This is a genomic window from Bariatricus massiliensis (assembly GCF_900086725.1).
Taxonomy (GTDB): domain Bacteria; phylum Bacillota; class Clostridia; order Lachnospirales; family Lachnospiraceae; genus Allocoprococcus; species Allocoprococcus massiliensis.
Genome location: NZ_LT574838.1, coordinates 1,280,595 through 1,297,644, shown reverse-complemented (window position 1 = coordinate 1,297,644; position 17,050 = coordinate 1,280,595). Strand labels below are relative to the sequence as shown.

Below are 17,050 nucleotides of genomic sequence, written 5' to 3'. Positions count from 1 at the left end.
TCCTCAAAGGAGGTGGTTTTTTGTTATTATATAGGAAAGTCCTTCGAACTTTCCTATATAATAAAACCCTCCGGGGGATGCACACAATGTGCAGAGGAAAGCTGCTTCGCAGCCGCACATTGGCGCACAAAGTGTACAAGTCCCTCATGAGTGAGGGATATAGGGAGTTGAAGTGGACTTGTCCACTTTGTTCTATAGGAAAAGGGGTGTAAAAAATACGATGTAACTATTGACATTACAACGAAAAGGCGTTATACTTCGGTTGTAACAAAGAAGATTACAATTAAAAAACGGAGGTAATAGCTATGAAGAAAGTAATTGAGTTTTTGAATGAGAATCCCGTACAATATCTCGCAACTGTCGGTCGTGATGGGAAGGCAAAATGCCGCCCATTTATGTTTTCGGGAGAGCTTGAAGGGAAGCTTTGGTTCTGCACAAATAGCCAAAAGGATGTCTATGAAGATATGCAGGCAAATCCCGAAATTGAAATTTCAGTCTCCAGTCCCGAGTACGCTTGGATAAGGCTTCATGGGAAAGCTGTATTTGAAAATAATATGGCGGCGAAAGAAATGTGCATTCAAAACCCCATTGTAAAAGGACAGTACGGCGAAGCGGCCAATCCTATTTTTGAGGTTTTCTACCTCGCAAATCCTCACGGTGTGATTGCTGACTTTTCGGGCAATCCACCTTATGAGTTTTAATGTTTTTAAAGAAACCGTGTATGACATCTGCCGAGAGTTACCCGATACAGATTGCTAGACTGAAAACTGAGATAGAAACTGCCGATGCGATTGTAATCGGTGCAGGTGCAGGAATGTCCGTCTCGGCCGGATTGACGTATAACGGAGAAAGATTTAAAAAATATTTTTCGGATTTTCATGATAAATACGGGATTAGCGATATGTATGCGGGCGGATTTTATCCCTATGATACATTGGAAGAATATTGGGCTTGGTGGTCAAGGCATATTCTCGTGAACCGGTATGAGGTTTCCGCTGGCAAGCCTTACAGCGATCTGTTTAGTCTGGTAAAAGATAAGGAGTATTTTGTGTTGACGACCAATGTTGACCATCAGTTTCAGCTTGCAGGGTTTGACAAAACACGATTGTTCTACACACAGGGAGACTACGGTCTCTGGCAATGCTCAGAGGCTTGCCATGATAAGACTTATGACAATAAAGAGATGGTATACCGTATGGCCTCGGAGCAAAGAGATATGAAAATCCCAGCAGAGCTGGTACCAAAATGCCCTGTGTGCGGAAGGCCTATGACAATGAATCTGAGATGTGATGATACTTTCGTACAGGATGAAGGCTGGTATGCCGCGGCCGCAAGATATGATGATTTTATCCGGCGCTGTGAAGAGCGGCACGTTCTTTTCATGGAACTTGGAGTAGGTGGAAATACCCCGGGTATTATTAAATATCCATTTTGGAAGATGACGGCAAAAAACCCGCAAGCTGTCTTTGCGTGTGTCAATTACGGGGAAGCTGTGTGCCCAAAAGAAATTGCCTGTAGGTCGGTCTGCATCAATGGTGATATAGGGAAAGTGATAGACGATTTGCTGTAAGGCCTTTTTCTGTTGTAATGACCTCTTGACATATATCGATGACCGATATATACTGTATGTAGATGGTCGATATAATATTTACAAATGGAAGGAGGAATTTACATGGCGATTGACAAGAGTCTTCTCTCGGGCAGTACTTCAATGTTATTACTGAAGCTGCTGTCGGAGAAAGACATGTATGGTTATGAGATGATTGACACACTTAGAAAGCGCTCGCAGAATGTGTTCGAATTAAAGGCGGGGACTCTTTATCCGCTTCTTCACAGTCTGGAGGAGAAGAATCTTCTCACAGCTTATGAACAGGAGTCGGGAGGAAAGACCCGTAAATATTACCGCATCACTCAGGAGGGGCATAAAGTACTGGGAGAGAAAAGAGAAGAGTGGAACATGTACTCTCAGGCGGTGCTGCATGTGTTGAATATAGGAGGGGCGGTATGAGACAGGAGGAGTATTTACAGATTCTGACGGAACAGATTCGCAGTAAAAAGGCGAGAGGCGCCGTTTCAGAGGAGATTAGGGGGCATATTGAAGAGCAGAAGGCTGAATTTATGAGTGAAGGGATGGAGAGACGTGAGGCGGAGGAAGCCGCGGTCCGGGAGATGGGAGATCCGGTGGCAGCAGGGAATGAGCTGGACAGAATACACCGGCCTAAGATGGCCTGGGGGATGATTGCTCTGATTGGTATACTCAGTGCCGCCGGGCTGATGGTGCAATACCTGCTGAAGCTGCAGATGGAGGATTCAACGATTCTAGTGCGTGGTTTAGGGCATAATGTGTTTTATATGTTTATTGGGCTTGGATTGATGCTGGCCGTGTGCCATATAGATTACAGCCGGGTCGGATATTGGGCAAGAGAGCTGATGGCTCTTCTCGCAATCGTTATGATTCTAAATATGTGGCTTTTTGGAATGCAATACAACGGAAAGTATTATTTTAAGATTCCGATTTTAGGAACTGCCATATCTTACACATATTTATTCTTTTTGTTTGTCCCGCTTTATGCCGGAGTATTGTACAGTTTCCGAGAGCAGAAATTAGGAGCGGTGGTAAAGGGGCTGGCTCTTATGTTTGCCATATTGTCTGCGGCTGCCGTCATTTCCGGTATCACAACGGCAGTCATTCTGCTTCCTACATTTCTTGTGACGCTGTCCATCGCGGTCTACAAAGACTGGTTCCGAATCTCAAGGAAGAAGACACTGGCGGTACTTTGGACGGGAGCAGCACTTTTGCCATTCATCTTCTATTTTGGAGTGATGCAGTTTGGCGCCGAGTATCAGAGTATGCGGCTGCGGACATGGATTAGTCTGGATCCTTCGGCAGGCGGCTATCAAATCAGTATGGTCAGGACACTTCTTTCAGAGAGCAAGTTCTTTGGAGCCGCTGAAAACACATCAAAAATTGTACTACCGGAGAGCGGGGATTTTGTGATTTCTTATGTGGCGGTATACTATGGGATTATGGCAGCGATTTTGCTGGCGGGGTTGATAGCGTTTTTGTTTTTCCGCCTCTTGCGTATATCCCTCAGACAAAAAAATCAGCTGGGAATGCTGATGGGAGCTTCAAGTTCCGTTGTTTTTTTAATACAGTTAATATTATATATATTTGTGAATACAGGCATCTTTCCGAACAGCGCTATCTATTGTCCCTTTGTCACTAACGGAGCGTCGGGTATGCTGGTGACCTATTGTATGCTGGGGCTGATACTCAGTATTTACCGGTATCAAAATGTGATACCGCAGAAGAGCACGGCAGAAGGAAAAAGAATGTGGGTCTAAAGTAAATTGTTTGCCCTTGTTCTGGCTTAGAAAGTCAGGACAAGGGTTTTTATTTACACAGAAAACTTTGTTCTTTTGCTCACAATCTTCATATCAAATTCATAAGGTCATGATATACTAAATGTGAAACCGGAGTTTGTATTGAGGGAGAGAGACAGGATGATTCAAATATTATTTTTAGAGGATGAGCCTACTATCAGAGAGGTTCTGGCAGAATATATGAAGATACAGGGATATGAGGTAACGGAGGCCGGTGACGGTGATGAGGCGGCGGCGCTCCTGGAAAGCCGGGAATTCGATATGGCGGTACTCGATATTATGGTACCGGGAAAGAGCGGGCTTGAGGTGCTGGCTCTTATCAGAGAGAGGCATCCGGACATGGCGGTGATTATGCTGACGGCTCTGGAGGATGAAAAGACACAGGTAAGAGCGTTCAACGCGTATGCCGATGATTATGTGATTAAACCGGTATCCCCTATCATTTTGCTGAAACGGATGGAGACCATTCTCCGTCGTACTACAGGAAACAAGGAGTCAGATAAAGGTGGAGGTAAACGTGGCCTGACTATTCATGAAAAGGGGTATCAGGCCTACTATGACGGTCAGCCCCTTCCGCTCACGCTGAGTGAATTTTTGCTGCTGTATACACTGTACCGGGAGCCGTCAAGAGTATTCACGAGAGAGCAGTTAATCTTGAGTATATTTAATGAAGATTATATAGGTAATGACCGCATAATAGATGCCCATGTAAAGAATCTGCGCAAAAAGCTGCCTCAGAACTATATCAAGACAGTGATTGGCGTGGGATATCAGTTTCAGGAGGAAAACAGATGAGGCTGTCAAAAAAAACGTTCTGCTACAGTATAGCAATCTCGCTGATTTTAGTTATGTTCATTGTTTTATACTTTTCCTTTATGCTTCCGTCTCTGTATGTAAGCCAGATGGAGGAAGATAATCTGGAATCGGTTGTTTCCCTTCAGGAAGGATATCTGGAAAACAGAAGCTACGACGGATTGATCGTGAAAAATCCCACAGGGGCGGCTACCGTTGAAGTGCCGCTTCACGGCAGCAAGGTCTATGTAGTGGGAAAGGCTTTTAAGGTGGAGATGGAATTAAAAAGCGGCATTCTATTGGATACACTGGATTCCTTCCGCGATGCGGTCGCCCAAGCGGAGGACACGGAGGAAGTGGATTTCCCGGAACCTGATTGGGACGAAATCAAAGAGGCGCTTGTCCCGAATAAAGATGAAGACTATCCGCTTTCTTTTGTTCTGAACGCAAGTAAAGATATGGCGGGCTTAGTGACGACGGAAACCAAGTCCCATGTGATTTCGGATTCTATCGTTGTATTTGAGGGAGGCATGACGGACGGAGAGAACCAGTACACTACCTACATTGCGTCCAGCATGACAAGCGACGCCCTTATTTTTTCTTTTATGCCGGTCACAACACCACAGATGAAAGAAATACGCCCGATTGTGCTAGGCAGCCTTCCGATGATAGCAGTGGTCGTCCTGCTGCTTGTACTTGTAGGCTCACAGATATTTTCAAGGAAGATTGTCAATCCGGTCATACGTCTTGCAGATTATGCACAGGAGATTAAGATATCCAAAATGGGGGATATTGCGCCTCTTAAAATGAAAGAGAAAGACGAGATAGGCGAGCTGGGGAATACCCTGAATGAATTGTACGCACGACTGCGGAGCCAGTATCTGGAGCTGGAAGAGAAGAATCAGGAGCTTGCCGGTGAAAATAAACGGCAGGAAGTATTTTTGAGAGCCTCTTCCCATCAGCTGAAGACCCCTGTGACTGCCGCCCTGCTTCTGGTGGACGGTATGATGGAGGAGGTAGGGAAATATAAAGATACAAAGAAATATCTGCCAGAGGTAAAAAGACAGCTGAAGTCTATGCAGAAAATCATTGAAGATATCCTCTATCTGAACCATTGCGCAGAGCATATCCAGCGAGAACCGGTGGACATTGACCTGCTTTTGGATGAGCTTTTAGAAAATTATAGGGTTCAGGCAGAGGAGAAAGGGCTGACAGTCAGAAAGAATAAGGTGAATATGCAGGCGTACACCGACAGAGAGCTTTTGAAAAAAATTGTGGACAACGTGGTTTCCAATGCGGTGGCCTACACTCCCGCGGGGGAAACGATTAAGATATATGAAGGGGAGAAGGGGCTTACTGTCGAGAACTTCGGCGCGCACATAGATGAGGAGCTGCTTCCCCATATATACGAACCTTTCGTGAGCAGTGATACCCGGCAGAAGGGACGGGGGCTGGGCTTATACGTGACGGCCTACTATGCGGAGATTCTTGGGTGGAAGGTGGAGATTGCCAATACGGCTGGCAGTGTATGTGCAACACTCAAAGAATTCACATAGCATCTTCATTTGGAATTCATGTATATCTGTTATGATGATTGCACAACGGAAGTAGGAACTTCCCAAATGAATAATGAAAGGAAATGAGAGTATGCTTTTATCAATTGATAATCTTCAAGTGCGTTACGGAAAGCAGGTCGCCCTTCATATTGACCGTCCGTTTGTCATAGAGGAGGGGGAACGGATCGGCATCATCGGCTCCAACGGAGCGGGGAAAACTACGCTGGTGAAGTCCATTCTGGGACTGACAGACTATAAAGGAAGTATACACACGGAGCTGAAGCGGGAGCAGATGGCGGTTCACATGCAGCAGAACGAATATGTTAATACGATGCCGGTCAAGGTAATTATGGAGACAATCTTAGATACGTCTATCAAAAATAACAAGGCCCTGCAGGAATTGATTTCTTATTTTGAATTTGAAAAATGCCTGTATAAGCGTTTTTCCCACCTCTCCGGCGGACAGAAGCAGCGACTCACCATTATTATGGTCATGCTGCAGAACGCGCCTCTGACCTTTTACGATGAGGTGACGTCAGGTCTGGACTTTGAGACGAGGCAGAGACTGATGGAAAAGCTGGTGAACTGGTATAAGGACAAAGAAAATTCACTCTGTATCGTTTCTCATTATTATGAAGAGCTGGAGATGATGGCGGACAAAATTCTTCTGCTGGAACAGGGGCACATTGTGGACTTTGGAAGTAAAGAAGAACTGTTCCGAAAGTATTGCGGCCGCTCTATCTTTATTATTGACAACACGGAAAAGAACCGGGCGCTGGTGAGTGGGATTGAAAAGCTTGAGGCGCCGGAACATCTGCTGGCCCTGCCCAGCGGGGATGTTGAAAGTGAACACCGCATTGCCGGACTTCTTGTGGACGCAGATGTGAACTTCAAGCGGAGCAGTAGTGATATAGAGATTATGTCCACCAACGCTAAAAAGATATTTAAGGGGCAGAGAGGGGGAGCGGAATATGAAAACTAAAAAGTGTAATGCAAGATTAATTGTATATGAACTGGTCAATTTGGCCGGCAATCCATTTATTGCATTTTTCGGATGTATATTTCCGATTTTAATGCTCTTGATCATGAGCAATGCCATTACGGGCGATGTGCCAGAATCTATGGTACCGAAAGTAAATACAGCTATTTTCATCACCATGAGCCTGATTGTCAGTATGGCTGTCGTCCTGTTGGGACATTCGGCCAATTATTCACAGGAGATGGAAAAGGAAATTCCGGTGAGGCTCAATTTATTTGGGATTCCCCAGAGAAGCATTATGCTGGCCAAGGGAATCGCGCAGGCGGTCGTATTGACGTTGGGCCTGTTTTTCTATACAGCGATTGCCTATCTGACATTGGATATGGAAGTACCGGCAGTTTCAACGGCCTTGTGCCTGCTCTTATGCCACTATATACTGGCAGCTATCTTTTTCGGAATCGCCCACGGACTATCAGGGATTTTGAAAAAGTTTGGCCCTACTTATGCGATTACCATGGTATTTTATTTTGGGGCTATGATACTCTGCGGCATGATGGGCGTACAGACCAATGAGCTGCCCAAGGCTCTGCAGTATGTAGCGGGGCTTCTGCCGATGAGCTATATTGGAAGCGATTTTATCGACTTCTGGCAGGGAGGAAGTTATAATTTTGGGCCAATGATACAGTCTTACCTGTTTCTCGGCGCAGTGTGCGGAATCTTACTCTTAGCGGCGGGCTATAAGAACCGCAGAGTGGCAAAATAAAAGGAATCTTTTCCTACATTTAGATAAGGTTGATGATGCCATATTTCTGTTATCGTGATATGATATATTTATAATTGGACGTCGATGACAGAGGAGGAAAGGGTTTGGATACAGGAGATATTAAGAAACAGATTCGGATATCCGTTATATTGGTCTCTATCGTTAGTATTGTGCTTGTGCTGGTTGGCGGTGTCTCTTATTTTAGTATCAAGGATACGCAGGAGAAAGAAGCACAAAAGTATATGAAGGAGATTGTTTCCCAGTATAAGAATATCATTACTGCACAGATAGACGGAGATATCCAGACCTTGAGTGCGTTGTCCAACTTTATCGGAGGAGAGGAGACTGTTGATCTGGAGTTTGCCCTTGCTCATTTGGAGGAGGAAAGCAGCCATAATGACTTTATGCGGATGGGCTTGGTATCTCCGGACGGCACAGGCTATTTTATAGATACTGATGGAACGAAACATTATGATATCGATGTCAGCGATGAAGAGTTCATAAAAAAGACGTTATCTGGTGAGTGGACAGTTTCGGAGTCCATGAAGGATAAGCTGTCGGAAGATTCTATTATCTGCTACGGAGTACCGGTTTACGCGGGGGAACATGTGATAGGCGCGCTTACGGCTACCCGCCTCGAATCTAAATTTTCGGATGTTATAAATCAGCAGATTTTTGACGGCGCCGCCTATGTACATATTGTCGATCAGGAGGGGAACTTTATCATCCGCTCCAAACATGCGGCAATCCAAAAACAGATGGACAATGTCTTTGATGACGGGGAAACCATGGAGGATGTAAAGAAATCTGTACTTGCCGACTTAAAAAAGGGCGGGGATGTCTTTGCCACGTTCCACCATGAGGGAAATGCCTACTGGGCAACCTTTATCCCGATAGGGATCAATGACTGGCAGATATTCTGTGTGGTGCCGCAGACATTTTTGAATCATAATCTAAATTCTCTGTTTACTGTATTTGCGTGGGTCATGGGCTGTCTATTTGTGCTGTTCGGCGTTCTGTTCTTTTATATTTACAGTCTGTTGAAAAAGGAGGACAAAACACTGCAGACCTTCGCGTATAAAGACATCTTGACAGGTGCGGACAATAGGAACCGGTTTGTGGCGGATTTGTCTATTCTACTGAAGGAACGGACAGATTACGCAGTGGTGCTTATGAATGTAAGTGGATTCAAATTTGTCAATGAGTTCTTTGGCTTTGAGAGAGGAAATCTTCTGCTAAAGCACGTTTCGTCGGTTCTGCGGCTGAACATGAAAGAGGGCGAGCGGTATTACAGGGATAATGCAGACCACTTCGGCATGCTTCTTTTTTATCACGACAAAGAAGAGCTGACTGGCAGAATAAAGAAGATATATGAAGCAATCAATCAGTATACGGTGAGTCCCAATCAGGAGTACCGCATTAACTGTACGTTTGGTATTCATATTTTACAGGAGGTAAAGATAAATAAAGGGAACAATTTCTCCCCGGATACGGCTATTAACGGCGCGCTTCTGGCTCTTAACAGTGTGAACGGCAGTACTGCCAATCCCATTGCTTTTTATGACCAGTCGCTGCATGATAAGGCGCGCAAAAAGGTAGAGATAGAGAGCCAGATGCAGGCCGCCTTGGCAAATAAGGAATTTCAGATGTATCTACAGCCTAAATACTATTTAGAAGATGAATGTATTCACAGTGCGGAAGCTCTTGTGCGCTGGTGCTCTGAAGACGGTACGATTCATTACCCGGATGAATTTATTCCTATTTTCGAAGAAAATGGCTTTATCACAGAGCTGGATATGTATATGCTGGAGGAGGCCTGCCGGAAAGTTTCCGGCTGGATACGGCAGGGGTATGAGGCGATTCCTATCTCGGTGAACCAGTCCAGAATATTTTTCTACGACGATGATTATCTGGACAAATTTTACGGGATTGTAAATCAGTACCACATAGATCCATCCCTGATTATTCTCGAAGTCACTGAGAGCGTGGCTATGAGCAATCTTACACATGTCAAAGGGGTCGTCAGAAAACTGCACAACATGGGATTCACCATATCAATGGACGATTTTGGAAGCGGATATTCTTCCCTCAACACGCTGAAGGAGTTAGATATTGCCGAGCTGAAGCTGGACAAGGAATTTCTCTCTGAGCAGTCCACGTCCCCCCGGGGGAAAATGGTGATAGAAAGTATTATCCATTTGGCCAAGGCGTTGTCTATCACGACGGTGGCGGAAGGAATTGAAAATGAGGTGCAGCTTGAATTCTTAAAGTCGATTTCGTGTGATATAGGGCAAGGTTTTTATTTCGCCAAGCCCATGCCGGTGGACGAGTTCGAACAGATAGCTTATTCTCCAGTGGCAGAATAAGGGAAGCAAAGAGCCGATAAGATGAGATTATAAAAATCTTTTCTTAGCGGCTCTTTTAGTAGAATCTATGTAAATTTTAATTGTTTTTAGGCGAAGTCCAGTAATCATACTCTCGAAAGTTGTTAAGCACAACTACTGTCTTCTTTATTTGATAATCCTATTATAAAAAAGATTTGTGAAGGAAATATGTCGGCAAGTAAAAATGTTTATAAAATATCTTAAAAAAAACAAAAGATAACCTTATAAGAAAATGACCTGCCATTTTTTACAGCTTAGTACCCATATTTTGCAACATACCCAAATGCCTATTGCAATCTTTGGCCATAAGAAATATAGTACAGAAAAAGAAGCGGGAGGGGCATGACATGGAGAAGGTTATAAAAATCCAGCATCTGAAGAAGTATTTTAAAGATGTGAAGGCGGTTGATGATATAAGCTTTACAGTGGAGAGGGGAGAGCTTTTTGGTTTTCTGGGGGTGAACGGCGCGGGAAAGTCGACGACGATCAATATGCTCTGTACGCTTTCGGCGCCCACGGACGGAGTGGCTGAGATTGACGGGCTGAAGCTGGGGAAAGATAACGATGAGATTAAGCGGCGCATAGGGGTGGTATTCCAGAACAACTGTCTAGATAAAAGGCTTACGGTTCGGGAGAACCTGTTGCTGCGGGGCAGCCTGTATGAGACAGATAAGAAGGAGCTTTTGACGAATCTGCGCAATGTCTGTGAGATTCTAGAGCTGGGGGACGTTATCCGGCGGCCTTACGGCAAATTGTCCGGCGGTCAAAAGCGGCGCTGTGAGATTGCCAGAGCTTTGATGCATACACCAGATATTCTGTTTCTGGATGAGCCGACTACAGGGCTTGATCCCGCGGCAAGAAAGAACGTGTGGCGCACGATTCACAGCCTGAGGAAAGAGTGGAATATGACGGTCTTTCTCACGACTCATTATATGGAAGAAGCCGCCCGGGCCAGCCATATCGCAATCATAGACAGTGGGCATCTGGTACAGTACGGGACACCGTTTTCCTTGAAAGAGCAATTTGCTAAAGATAAACTGAGCCTGATTCCGAAAGCAGAAGGGCTGAATGGTATATTGGAGTTTCTGGACAGCCATAATATTGCGTTTAAGAAGAAGGAGGAGCGGATATATATACCTCTGGAGCAGACGATGTCCGCCCTGCCGATTGTAGAAGAGGTTCGTGAGCTTCTTGAGGGGTTCGAGGTGATTCAGGGGACGATGGACGATGTTTTTCTTAACGCGACTAGGAAGGAGCGGGAGTATGCGTAAATTTTTGAATTTGACGAGACGGAATTGTATGGTGTTCCTGAGGGACAGGTCGGCAGTGTTCTTCTCGCTCTTGTCGATGCTGATTGTACTGATGCTGATGGGGATATTCCTCGGAAGTATGAATGTGGAGAGTGTGACGGATATGCTTGTCAAATACGGAGGAATCCGGGATGCAGCGCTGGATCTGGAAAATGCGGAGCATTTGGTGCAGTACTGGACGCTGGCCGGGCTCATGGTGGTAAATGCGGTGACAGTCACCTTGTCTGTAATCGGAATCATGGTGGACGATGGCAATGAGAACCGGCTGGAAAGTTTTTACTCTGCGCCGGTGAGCAAAGGACTTCTCGCAGTATCCTATGTAGCGGCCGCAGTTATCATTGGTACTGTGTTCTGCATGCTTACGCTCACCGTGTCTCTTGTATACATCCGGGCAGACGGAGGGGCTGTCCTGCCGTTTGCGGCTTTGGCGCAGATTGTGCTGTACACACTGCTGAATACGGGGATATTCGCGGTCATTATGTATCTTGCCGCACTTTTCATAAAAAGCAGCAGCGCGTGGTCCGGCGTTGCAACGGTAGTTGGAACGCTGGTGGGATTTGTAGGCGCGATCTATCTTCCCATGGGGGCGCTTCCGGAAGGGGTGGCAAAGGTATTGAAATATATCCCCGTACTGCACGGGACGTCCCTTATGAGAAAGCTCTGCTGCGAGGATGCGCTGGCCGCTACATTTGAGGGGCTCCCGGGCGAGGTCGTCAGCGGTTACCGGGAGTATATGGGAATCGATATTATGATGGGAACACGTAATGTGGGAAGCAGATTTCAACTCCTATTTCTCGGTATATGTGGTATGATAGCATTGACGGCAGTCATACTGACAGCCCGCAGAAAAAATATCAGTGACAGGTAGAAGGGAGCAGCATGAAGATAACGATTATAGATACCGCGCCCGGAGAAGAGGATGAAATCATAGTAAAGTGCAGCCGGCTGGACGAAGAACTGATGAAGATGCTCAGGCAGTTCAAACAGGGCGGCATGTGCCTGAACGTATATAGGGACGGTGAGATTCATCGGATTGAGCCGGAGGAAATCTATTATTTTGAGTCGGTGGACCAAAAAGTCTTTGCCTGCTGTGAAAAAGAGGTATACGAGACGAAAAATAAATTGTATGAGCTGGAAGAACTGCTTCCCGCGCGGGATTTCGTGCGGGTGGCGAAGGCGGTCATCTTAAATCTCAACAAAATAGACAGTCTGGCGCCTGCGTTTGGCGGGCGGTTCGAGGCTCTTTTGAAGAACGGGGAAAAGGTGATTATTTCCAGACAATATGTGGGCAGCCTGAAAGAGAAGCTTGGCCTTTAGGAGGAATAACGGATGAAAAATATAATAAAACGGCTGCAGACCATGCTGGACATTTTCACCAGAATCACGACCGCAGTTATCTGCGTGACTGCAGTCTATATCGGAATTTTCTGGGGAGGAAAGGATGTACTGAGCGTCAGCATACTCTGGCAGATACTGAGCGTATCGGCCATCTGTACGCTGGGCAGTTTTCTCATTCCCTGCGGCACAGAGCGGGAGGTATCTAAGAAAAGTATGCTTGCACGGATGCTTCTATATTTTATATTTGTAAATGTGGTCGTGCTGGGGTGCGGAGCGCTGTACGATTGGTTCTCCTTCTCCAGCTGGAAAATGGTGCTGGCGATGGAAATAAGTATCATCGCTGTGTTTGCGGTCGTGGTGGGAGCCGGTTATTTTGCGGAGTATAAAACTGCCGAGCAGATGAATCAAAAACTGCGGGATAGAGGGTAAAATGCAGCAGTCAGGGAAGCCGGTCGGACTTGATATCCGGAACGAACAAGTCGGTGGCGCTGCAAATCCCTTTCTGCACAAGAAAATCAGCGGTAATTTTTAGCTCATAATACAGGAGCTCCTCCAGATGGGAGGCAAATCCTTCTGCGTTGCCGGTGTCTATATCATGCTCAAGAGTAGAGATATATGGAATGTAAAATGCTTTTACCGTATGAGCGTTTCCATGCATGTTCTGCAGCGGATAGCCCCAAAAAAGCTGCCGGATGGTATCTGAATATACGGTACGCACAGTCTCTGAAGGGGAGTATAATGCGGCCAGCTCAAGGGAGCGGAATACAGTCATATTATAGCGCTGGGTTTCTTTTGCCCGCGCTGTTTCCTTTTTCCATTTGTGGATAGCCTCCGGTTCAAGTTCTGCCCAAGTAGTTGTGATAGCTGAGCGGCAGGTAAGTGCGAGGAGCTGAAGGCACTGCTCGAACGAGAACAGGCGCCTTGCCACGGCCGGGGAAGTAAAGTCACACATTTCATAGCTGTCTTCAAGCGTAAGTACTTGGGTGCCTACTCCGGCTATTGTCCTTACGATTCCCATACTGTTGAGCAGAGATAAGGTTCTGCGGACAGTGCTGACCGAAACATGGTATATGTCCGACAGCTGTGTAAGGGAAGGAAGAAAGTCATTGGGGAAATAGCTGCCGTCGTTGATACTTTCTAATATCCGTACTCCCAGTGTATAACATACCTGAGAAGGCTTGGGGTAAGTGCTCCAGACAAAGCCTTCGGTGGAAGCGGGGGCTTGGCATTTTATTCGTCTGTCACAGAAGTCATTGAACGCAGTACACAAATAGTCTTGATAATCTTCGATGGCAGTATAAAGAGAAACCCAATCTTTTTTCCGGCACAGGGCAATCATATTGATTAGCGGATTAGGCCTGTCTGAGAAATAATTCATATTTTCCGGGACGCTCAAAAAGGGGGCCTGAAAATACTGGAATATTTGAAGGACTAAGCGCAGGAATAGTTCGTTTTTTAAAGTGCTGTAATTATATTGTAAATGGTGAAGCATAGAGTGGAGGGGCGGGATATCGCTGCAGACAGCCAGTTGTTCTGCCTTTTCCAGCATATCCGGTGACAGGTTCTTGAAAGAAAGCCACAGGGCGTGACAAAGCAGAGGCCTGAAGGCTTGGCCCACATCTGCTGTTATGCTACGGCGCTGGGAAAAAAACATCTGAATATGCTGCTCGATTTCTTCGTTGCTATAGTTAAGCTTGACGGTGGCGCCGCTTTTTTTCGTGAGCGTGATGTAACCATTCTTTTTCAATTGCAGGTAAGCGGAGCGCACCGTATCTACGGATACAAGAAGCAGTTTTGCTGCCTCATCCATGGTGGGAAGGTGGTCCGAGAATCTATATGTTCCAAATCTTATCTGCAAAGCCATAATATTATAGACAATCTGATTCAATTCAAATTCTTTTTTCAAATGTAAATCCTCCAAAAAGCTTCAATTATGTATAGTATAGCATTGTTTTGGCGCCGATTCCAGCTTGCAAAATTTTTAACACTAGTTGCTATCTTGTCAGCTATTTGGTATACTTTGTGTAAAATAAATTGGTATATGAACACAGTGGGGCTATACAGAGAGGCTGGAAGGAAGTAATGATATGGAACAACAGGAGATTGAGTTCAAAATGACACAGTCGGGGAGTGAATTGGAGGAAGACTATGGACTGCTGATGAAGTCTATGCAGGTGAGCGTCAGCAAACATTTGCTGGATGATGCTTTTACTATGATATGGGCGAATGAGTTTTATTATCAGCTCATTGGTTATCCGCAGGAAGAATATGAAGAACTATTTCATAACCGCCCCGATATCTATTATCAATACCATCACTATGAAGAAGAGCTGATAAAAATTAGTACTGCTGTGGTGGAAGCTGTCAATGAGGGACATTCGGAATATGCCCTCATCACGAGGATGCCCGTGAAAGGGGGAGCCCACCGGTGGGTGCGGATGAATGGATTTTTCACACAAAATGTAGTAAAGGGCTGCAGAATCTCCTATACGGTGATTACAGATGTCAATGATTTGGTGGAGATGCGTTTAGCACAATCCATTACCTATAATAATATTCCGGGGTTTGTCGGCAAATATCTTGTGAAAGAACACTTTCATATAAAGCTCTTAGAGGCCAATGAACAGTTTGCTTCATTTTTAGGCTTAAAGGACAAAAGCGGCTCCTTGGATTCTATTTTTCAATTGAACATGGAGGCGAACAGAGAGGCTATTATTTCCCAGTTTTCAAATATAGAAAAGGGGGAGCACATTAAATTTCTTGCAAAAATGCAGAACAAGGAAGGGAACATATTGTGGATGCAGGCCAACGGTGATTGTATTGACTGGGTAGACGGCTGCCCTGTGTACTTAGTGATATATATAGATGTGACCGATGTGACCGAGCTGCGGCAGATGCAGGCCAAGCTGGAAACTCAGGCCCAGCAGCTTAGAGACGCGCTTGCCAGCGCCCAGAAGGCCAATTCTGCAAAGAAAGATTTCCTCTCCAGAATGTCCCATGAAATCCGGACACCGCTCAATGCAATCATAGGGATGACGACGATAGCCGCCGTTCATAGCAGCGACACTGCAAGGGTGGAGGACTGCCTGAGTAAAATTAGTTACTCATCTAAACATTTGCTTTCTATTATCAATGATATTTTAGATATGTCCAAAATCGAGGAGGGCAAATTGACTGTTGACCATAAAGCGTTCAGTCTTCAGCAGCTTATGGATTCGGTGACGACCATTATCTATCCTCAGGCAGCGGCTAAGGGGGTAGAATTCAAGGAAACCATACAGGCGGTGGAAGAGGAGGAAGTAATCGGCGATTCGATGCGTGTGGGCCAGATATTGATTAACCTTTTATCTAACGCGGTTAAATTTACACCGGAGGGCGGCGCCGTAACTTTAAAGGTTAGACAGACTACAGACCGGAAGGAGCGAATGTGGCTGGAATTTACGGTCAGTGATAATGGGCGCGGTATGAGTGAGGAGTTTCTCCAGCATTTGTATGAACCTTTTGAACAGGAGCACGAAAGAGGCATAAATAGCGGAGGGACCGGTCTTGGGATGCCGATTACCAAAAATCTAGTCAGCCTGCTGGAGGGAACGATAAGTGTAAAAAGCAAGGTGGGAAAGGGAACGGTATTTACGGTCGAGATTCCATTCGAGTCTGTTGAAAAGAAAAGATATCTGAACTATCCGTCTATGGATTCGCTTCGTGTGCTGGTGAGCGATAATGACAGGGATGACTGTGCCTATACATCACTGCTTCTGAAAAATTTGGGAATTAAAGCAAAAGAGGTATTCAGCGGGAAAGACGCGGTAGAGGAGATCCGCCGTACTTATAAGACAAAGGAAGAGTACGATGTGTGCCTGATCGACTGGCGGATGCCGGATATGGATGGGATAGAGACAACGAGACAGGTTCGTTCTATTGTGGGGCCTGACACTTTGATTATCATTATAACTGCTTACGATTACAGTAGTATAGAAGCAGAGGCGTGGGAGGCGGGGGCTAATTTGTTTCTTGCAAAACCCTTTTTTGCCTCCTCTTTATATAATTCCCTTCTCACGGCCACGAAACCACAGAGAACATCACAGGATAATTCTCATTTTAGTACCGGTAACCTGCTGCAGGGAAAAAAGATTCTTCTTGTGGAGGACAACGTGTTGAACTTGGAAATTGCCGTAGACCTGCTTGAAATGGCCGGCGCCGTGGTCGATTGTGCACAAGATGGAAAGGAAGCTGTAGACTATTTTGTGGATAAGCGTGGGAGGGAATGTGATGTCATCTTGATGGATATTCAGATGCCTGTCATGGATGGGTATCAGGCAGCAAGAATTATACGCGCCTCGGATTGTGCCAACGCTCAAGATATCCCTATCATAGCAATGACCGCGGACGCATTTCAGGAGGATGTGGCGGCTGCTTTGGAGGCGGGGATGAATGCACATATTGCGAAACCGTTCGATACGGAATTGCTTTATAACACACTGAATAAAGTGCTCGCCTCAGGAAATACAAATGTGCATGTTTAGGATTGAAATATGACAGAGAAG

General features: G+C 45.6%; 15 protein-coding genes. 14 read left to right on the top strand and 1 reads right to left on the bottom strand.

Features of this window, described 5'->3' with window-relative positions; genetic code table 11:
* Positions 1-305: 305 nt before the first annotated feature.
* From BN6465_RS17800 to BN6465_RS17740, 13 genes are all read left to right on the top strand, one after another.
* Entirely contained in the window at positions 306-701 is a 396-nt protein-coding gene (locus BN6465_RS17800) for a pyridoxamine 5'-phosphate oxidase family protein (protein WP_066737720.1), read from the top strand.
* Complete coding sequence (locus tag BN6465_RS17795) at positions 701-1,570, top strand: SIR2 family NAD-dependent protein deacylase (RefSeq protein WP_066737718.1); 870 nt, start codon at positions 701-703, stop codon at positions 1,568-1,570. The genes BN6465_RS17800 and BN6465_RS17795 overlap by 1 nt, the downstream gene beginning before the upstream one ends.
* 102 nt (positions 1,571-1,672) lie before the next feature.
* Positions 1,673-2,008: a PadR family transcriptional regulator gene (locus tag BN6465_RS17790; RefSeq protein ID WP_066737716.1), complete on the top strand. Its 336-nt coding sequence runs from the start codon at positions 1,673-1,675 to the stop codon at positions 2,006-2,008.
* Positions 2,005-3,345, top strand: a complete 1,341-nt coding sequence (locus tag BN6465_RS17785; protein WP_066737715.1) for an FtsW/RodA/SpoVE family cell cycle protein — start codon at positions 2,005-2,007, stop codon at positions 3,343-3,345. The genes BN6465_RS17790 and BN6465_RS17785 overlap by 4 nt, the downstream gene beginning before the upstream one ends.
* Positions 3,346-3,504: 159 nt before the next feature.
* Positions 3,505-4,179 (top strand): response regulator transcription factor, encoded by a 675-nt coding sequence (locus BN6465_RS17780; protein WP_066737713.1) that lies wholly within the window; start codon positions 3,505-3,507, stop codon positions 4,177-4,179.
* Positions 4,176-5,732: a sensor histidine kinase gene (locus BN6465_RS17775; RefSeq protein WP_066737711.1), complete on the top strand. Its 1,557-nt coding sequence runs from the start codon at positions 4,176-4,178 to the stop codon at positions 5,730-5,732. Before BN6465_RS17780 ends, BN6465_RS17775 begins: the two co-directional genes overlap by 4 nt.
* Positions 5,733-5,823: 91 nt before the next feature.
* On the top strand, positions 5,824-6,714 hold the full coding sequence (locus tag BN6465_RS17770) for an ATP-binding cassette domain-containing protein (protein ID WP_066737709.1): 891 nt from the start codon (positions 5,824-5,826) through the stop codon (positions 6,712-6,714).
* Positions 6,704-7,474, top strand: coding sequence for an ABC transporter permease (locus tag BN6465_RS17765; RefSeq protein WP_066737707.1), 771 nt, complete (start codon positions 6,704-6,706; stop codon positions 7,472-7,474). Before BN6465_RS17770 ends, BN6465_RS17765 begins: the two co-directional genes overlap by 11 nt.
* Before the next feature lie 104 nt (positions 7,475-7,578).
* Complete coding sequence (locus BN6465_RS17760; RefSeq protein ID WP_066737702.1) at positions 7,579-9,840, top strand: bifunctional diguanylate cyclase/phosphodiesterase; 2,262 nt, start codon at positions 7,579-7,581, stop codon at positions 9,838-9,840.
* Between the two features lie 365 nt (positions 9,841-10,205).
* The gene (locus tag BN6465_RS17755) at positions 10,206-11,129 is read left to right on the top strand and encodes an ABC transporter ATP-binding protein (RefSeq protein WP_066737699.1); all 924 of its coding nucleotides are present in this window, start codon (positions 10,206-10,208) and stop codon (positions 11,127-11,129) included.
* Entirely contained in the window at positions 11,122-12,036 is a 915-nt protein-coding gene (locus BN6465_RS17750; RefSeq protein ID WP_066737697.1) for an ABC transporter permease, read from the top strand. Before BN6465_RS17755 ends, BN6465_RS17750 begins: the two co-directional genes overlap by 8 nt.
* Positions 12,037-12,047: 11 nt before the next feature.
* Positions 12,048-12,485 carry a LytTR family DNA-binding domain-containing protein gene (locus tag BN6465_RS17745; protein WP_066737695.1) on the top strand — a complete coding sequence of 146 codons (438 nt, stop codon included), beginning with the start codon at positions 12,048-12,050 and terminating at the stop codon, positions 12,483-12,485.
* 12 nt (positions 12,486-12,497) lie between these two features.
* Complete coding sequence (locus BN6465_RS17740) at positions 12,498-12,935, top strand: DUF3021 family protein (protein ID WP_066737690.1); 438 nt, start codon at positions 12,498-12,500, stop codon at positions 12,933-12,935.
* Between the two features lie 10 nt (positions 12,936-12,945).
* On the opposite strand, the gene BN6465_RS17735 is transcribed toward BN6465_RS17740, so the two are convergent.
* Complete coding sequence (locus tag BN6465_RS17735) at positions 12,946-14,412, bottom strand: GntR family transcriptional regulator (RefSeq protein WP_066737689.1); 1,467 nt, start codon at positions 14,410-14,412, stop codon at positions 12,946-12,948.
* Positions 14,413-14,593: 181 nt separating this feature from the next.
* On the opposite strand from BN6465_RS17735, the gene BN6465_RS17730 reads away from it, so the two are divergent.
* Positions 14,594-17,029, top strand: a complete 2,436-nt coding sequence (locus BN6465_RS17730; RefSeq protein ID WP_066737688.1) for a PAS domain-containing hybrid sensor histidine kinase/response regulator — start codon at positions 14,594-14,596, stop codon at positions 17,027-17,029.
* The last annotated feature ends 21 nt before the right edge of the window (positions 17,030-17,050 follow it).

Coding starts and splice junctions, on each gene's coding strand:
- BN6465_RS17800 (WP_066737720.1), top strand. CDS start 306: ATGAAGAAAGTAATTGAGTTTTTGAATGAGAATCCCGTACAATATCTC.
- BN6465_RS17770 (WP_066737709.1), top strand. CDS start 5,824: ATGCTTTTATCAATTGATAATCTTCAAGTGCGTTACGGAAAGCAGGTC.
- BN6465_RS17765 (WP_066737707.1), top strand. CDS start 6,704: ATGAAAACTAAAAAGTGTAATGCAAGATTAATTGTATATGAACTGGTC.
- BN6465_RS17795 (WP_066737718.1), top strand. CDS start 701: ATGTTTTTAAAGAAACCGTGTATGACATCTGCCGAGAGTTACCCGATA.
- BN6465_RS17740 (WP_066737690.1), top strand. CDS start 12,498: ATGAAAAATATAATAAAACGGCTGCAGACCATGCTGGACATTTTCACC.
- BN6465_RS17780 (WP_066737713.1), top strand. CDS start 3,505: ATGATTCAAATATTATTTTTAGAGGATGAGCCTACTATCAGAGAGGTT.
- BN6465_RS17750 (WP_066737697.1), top strand. CDS start 11,122: ATGCGTAAATTTTTGAATTTGACGAGACGGAATTGTATGGTGTTCCTG.
- BN6465_RS17730 (WP_066737688.1), top strand. CDS start 14,594: ATGGAACAACAGGAGATTGAGTTCAAAATGACACAGTCGGGGAGTGAA.
- BN6465_RS17755 (WP_066737699.1), top strand. CDS start 10,206: ATGGAGAAGGTTATAAAAATCCAGCATCTGAAGAAGTATTTTAAAGAT.
- BN6465_RS17785 (WP_066737715.1), top strand. CDS start 2,005: ATGAGACAGGAGGAGTATTTACAGATTCTGACGGAACAGATTCGCAGT.
- BN6465_RS17745 (WP_066737695.1), top strand. CDS start 12,048: ATGAAGATAACGATTATAGATACCGCGCCCGGAGAAGAGGATGAAATC.
- BN6465_RS17775 (WP_066737711.1), top strand. CDS start 4,176: ATGAGGCTGTCAAAAAAAACGTTCTGCTACAGTATAGCAATCTCGCTG.
- BN6465_RS17790 (WP_066737716.1), top strand. CDS start 1,673: ATGGCGATTGACAAGAGTCTTCTCTCGGGCAGTACTTCAATGTTATTA.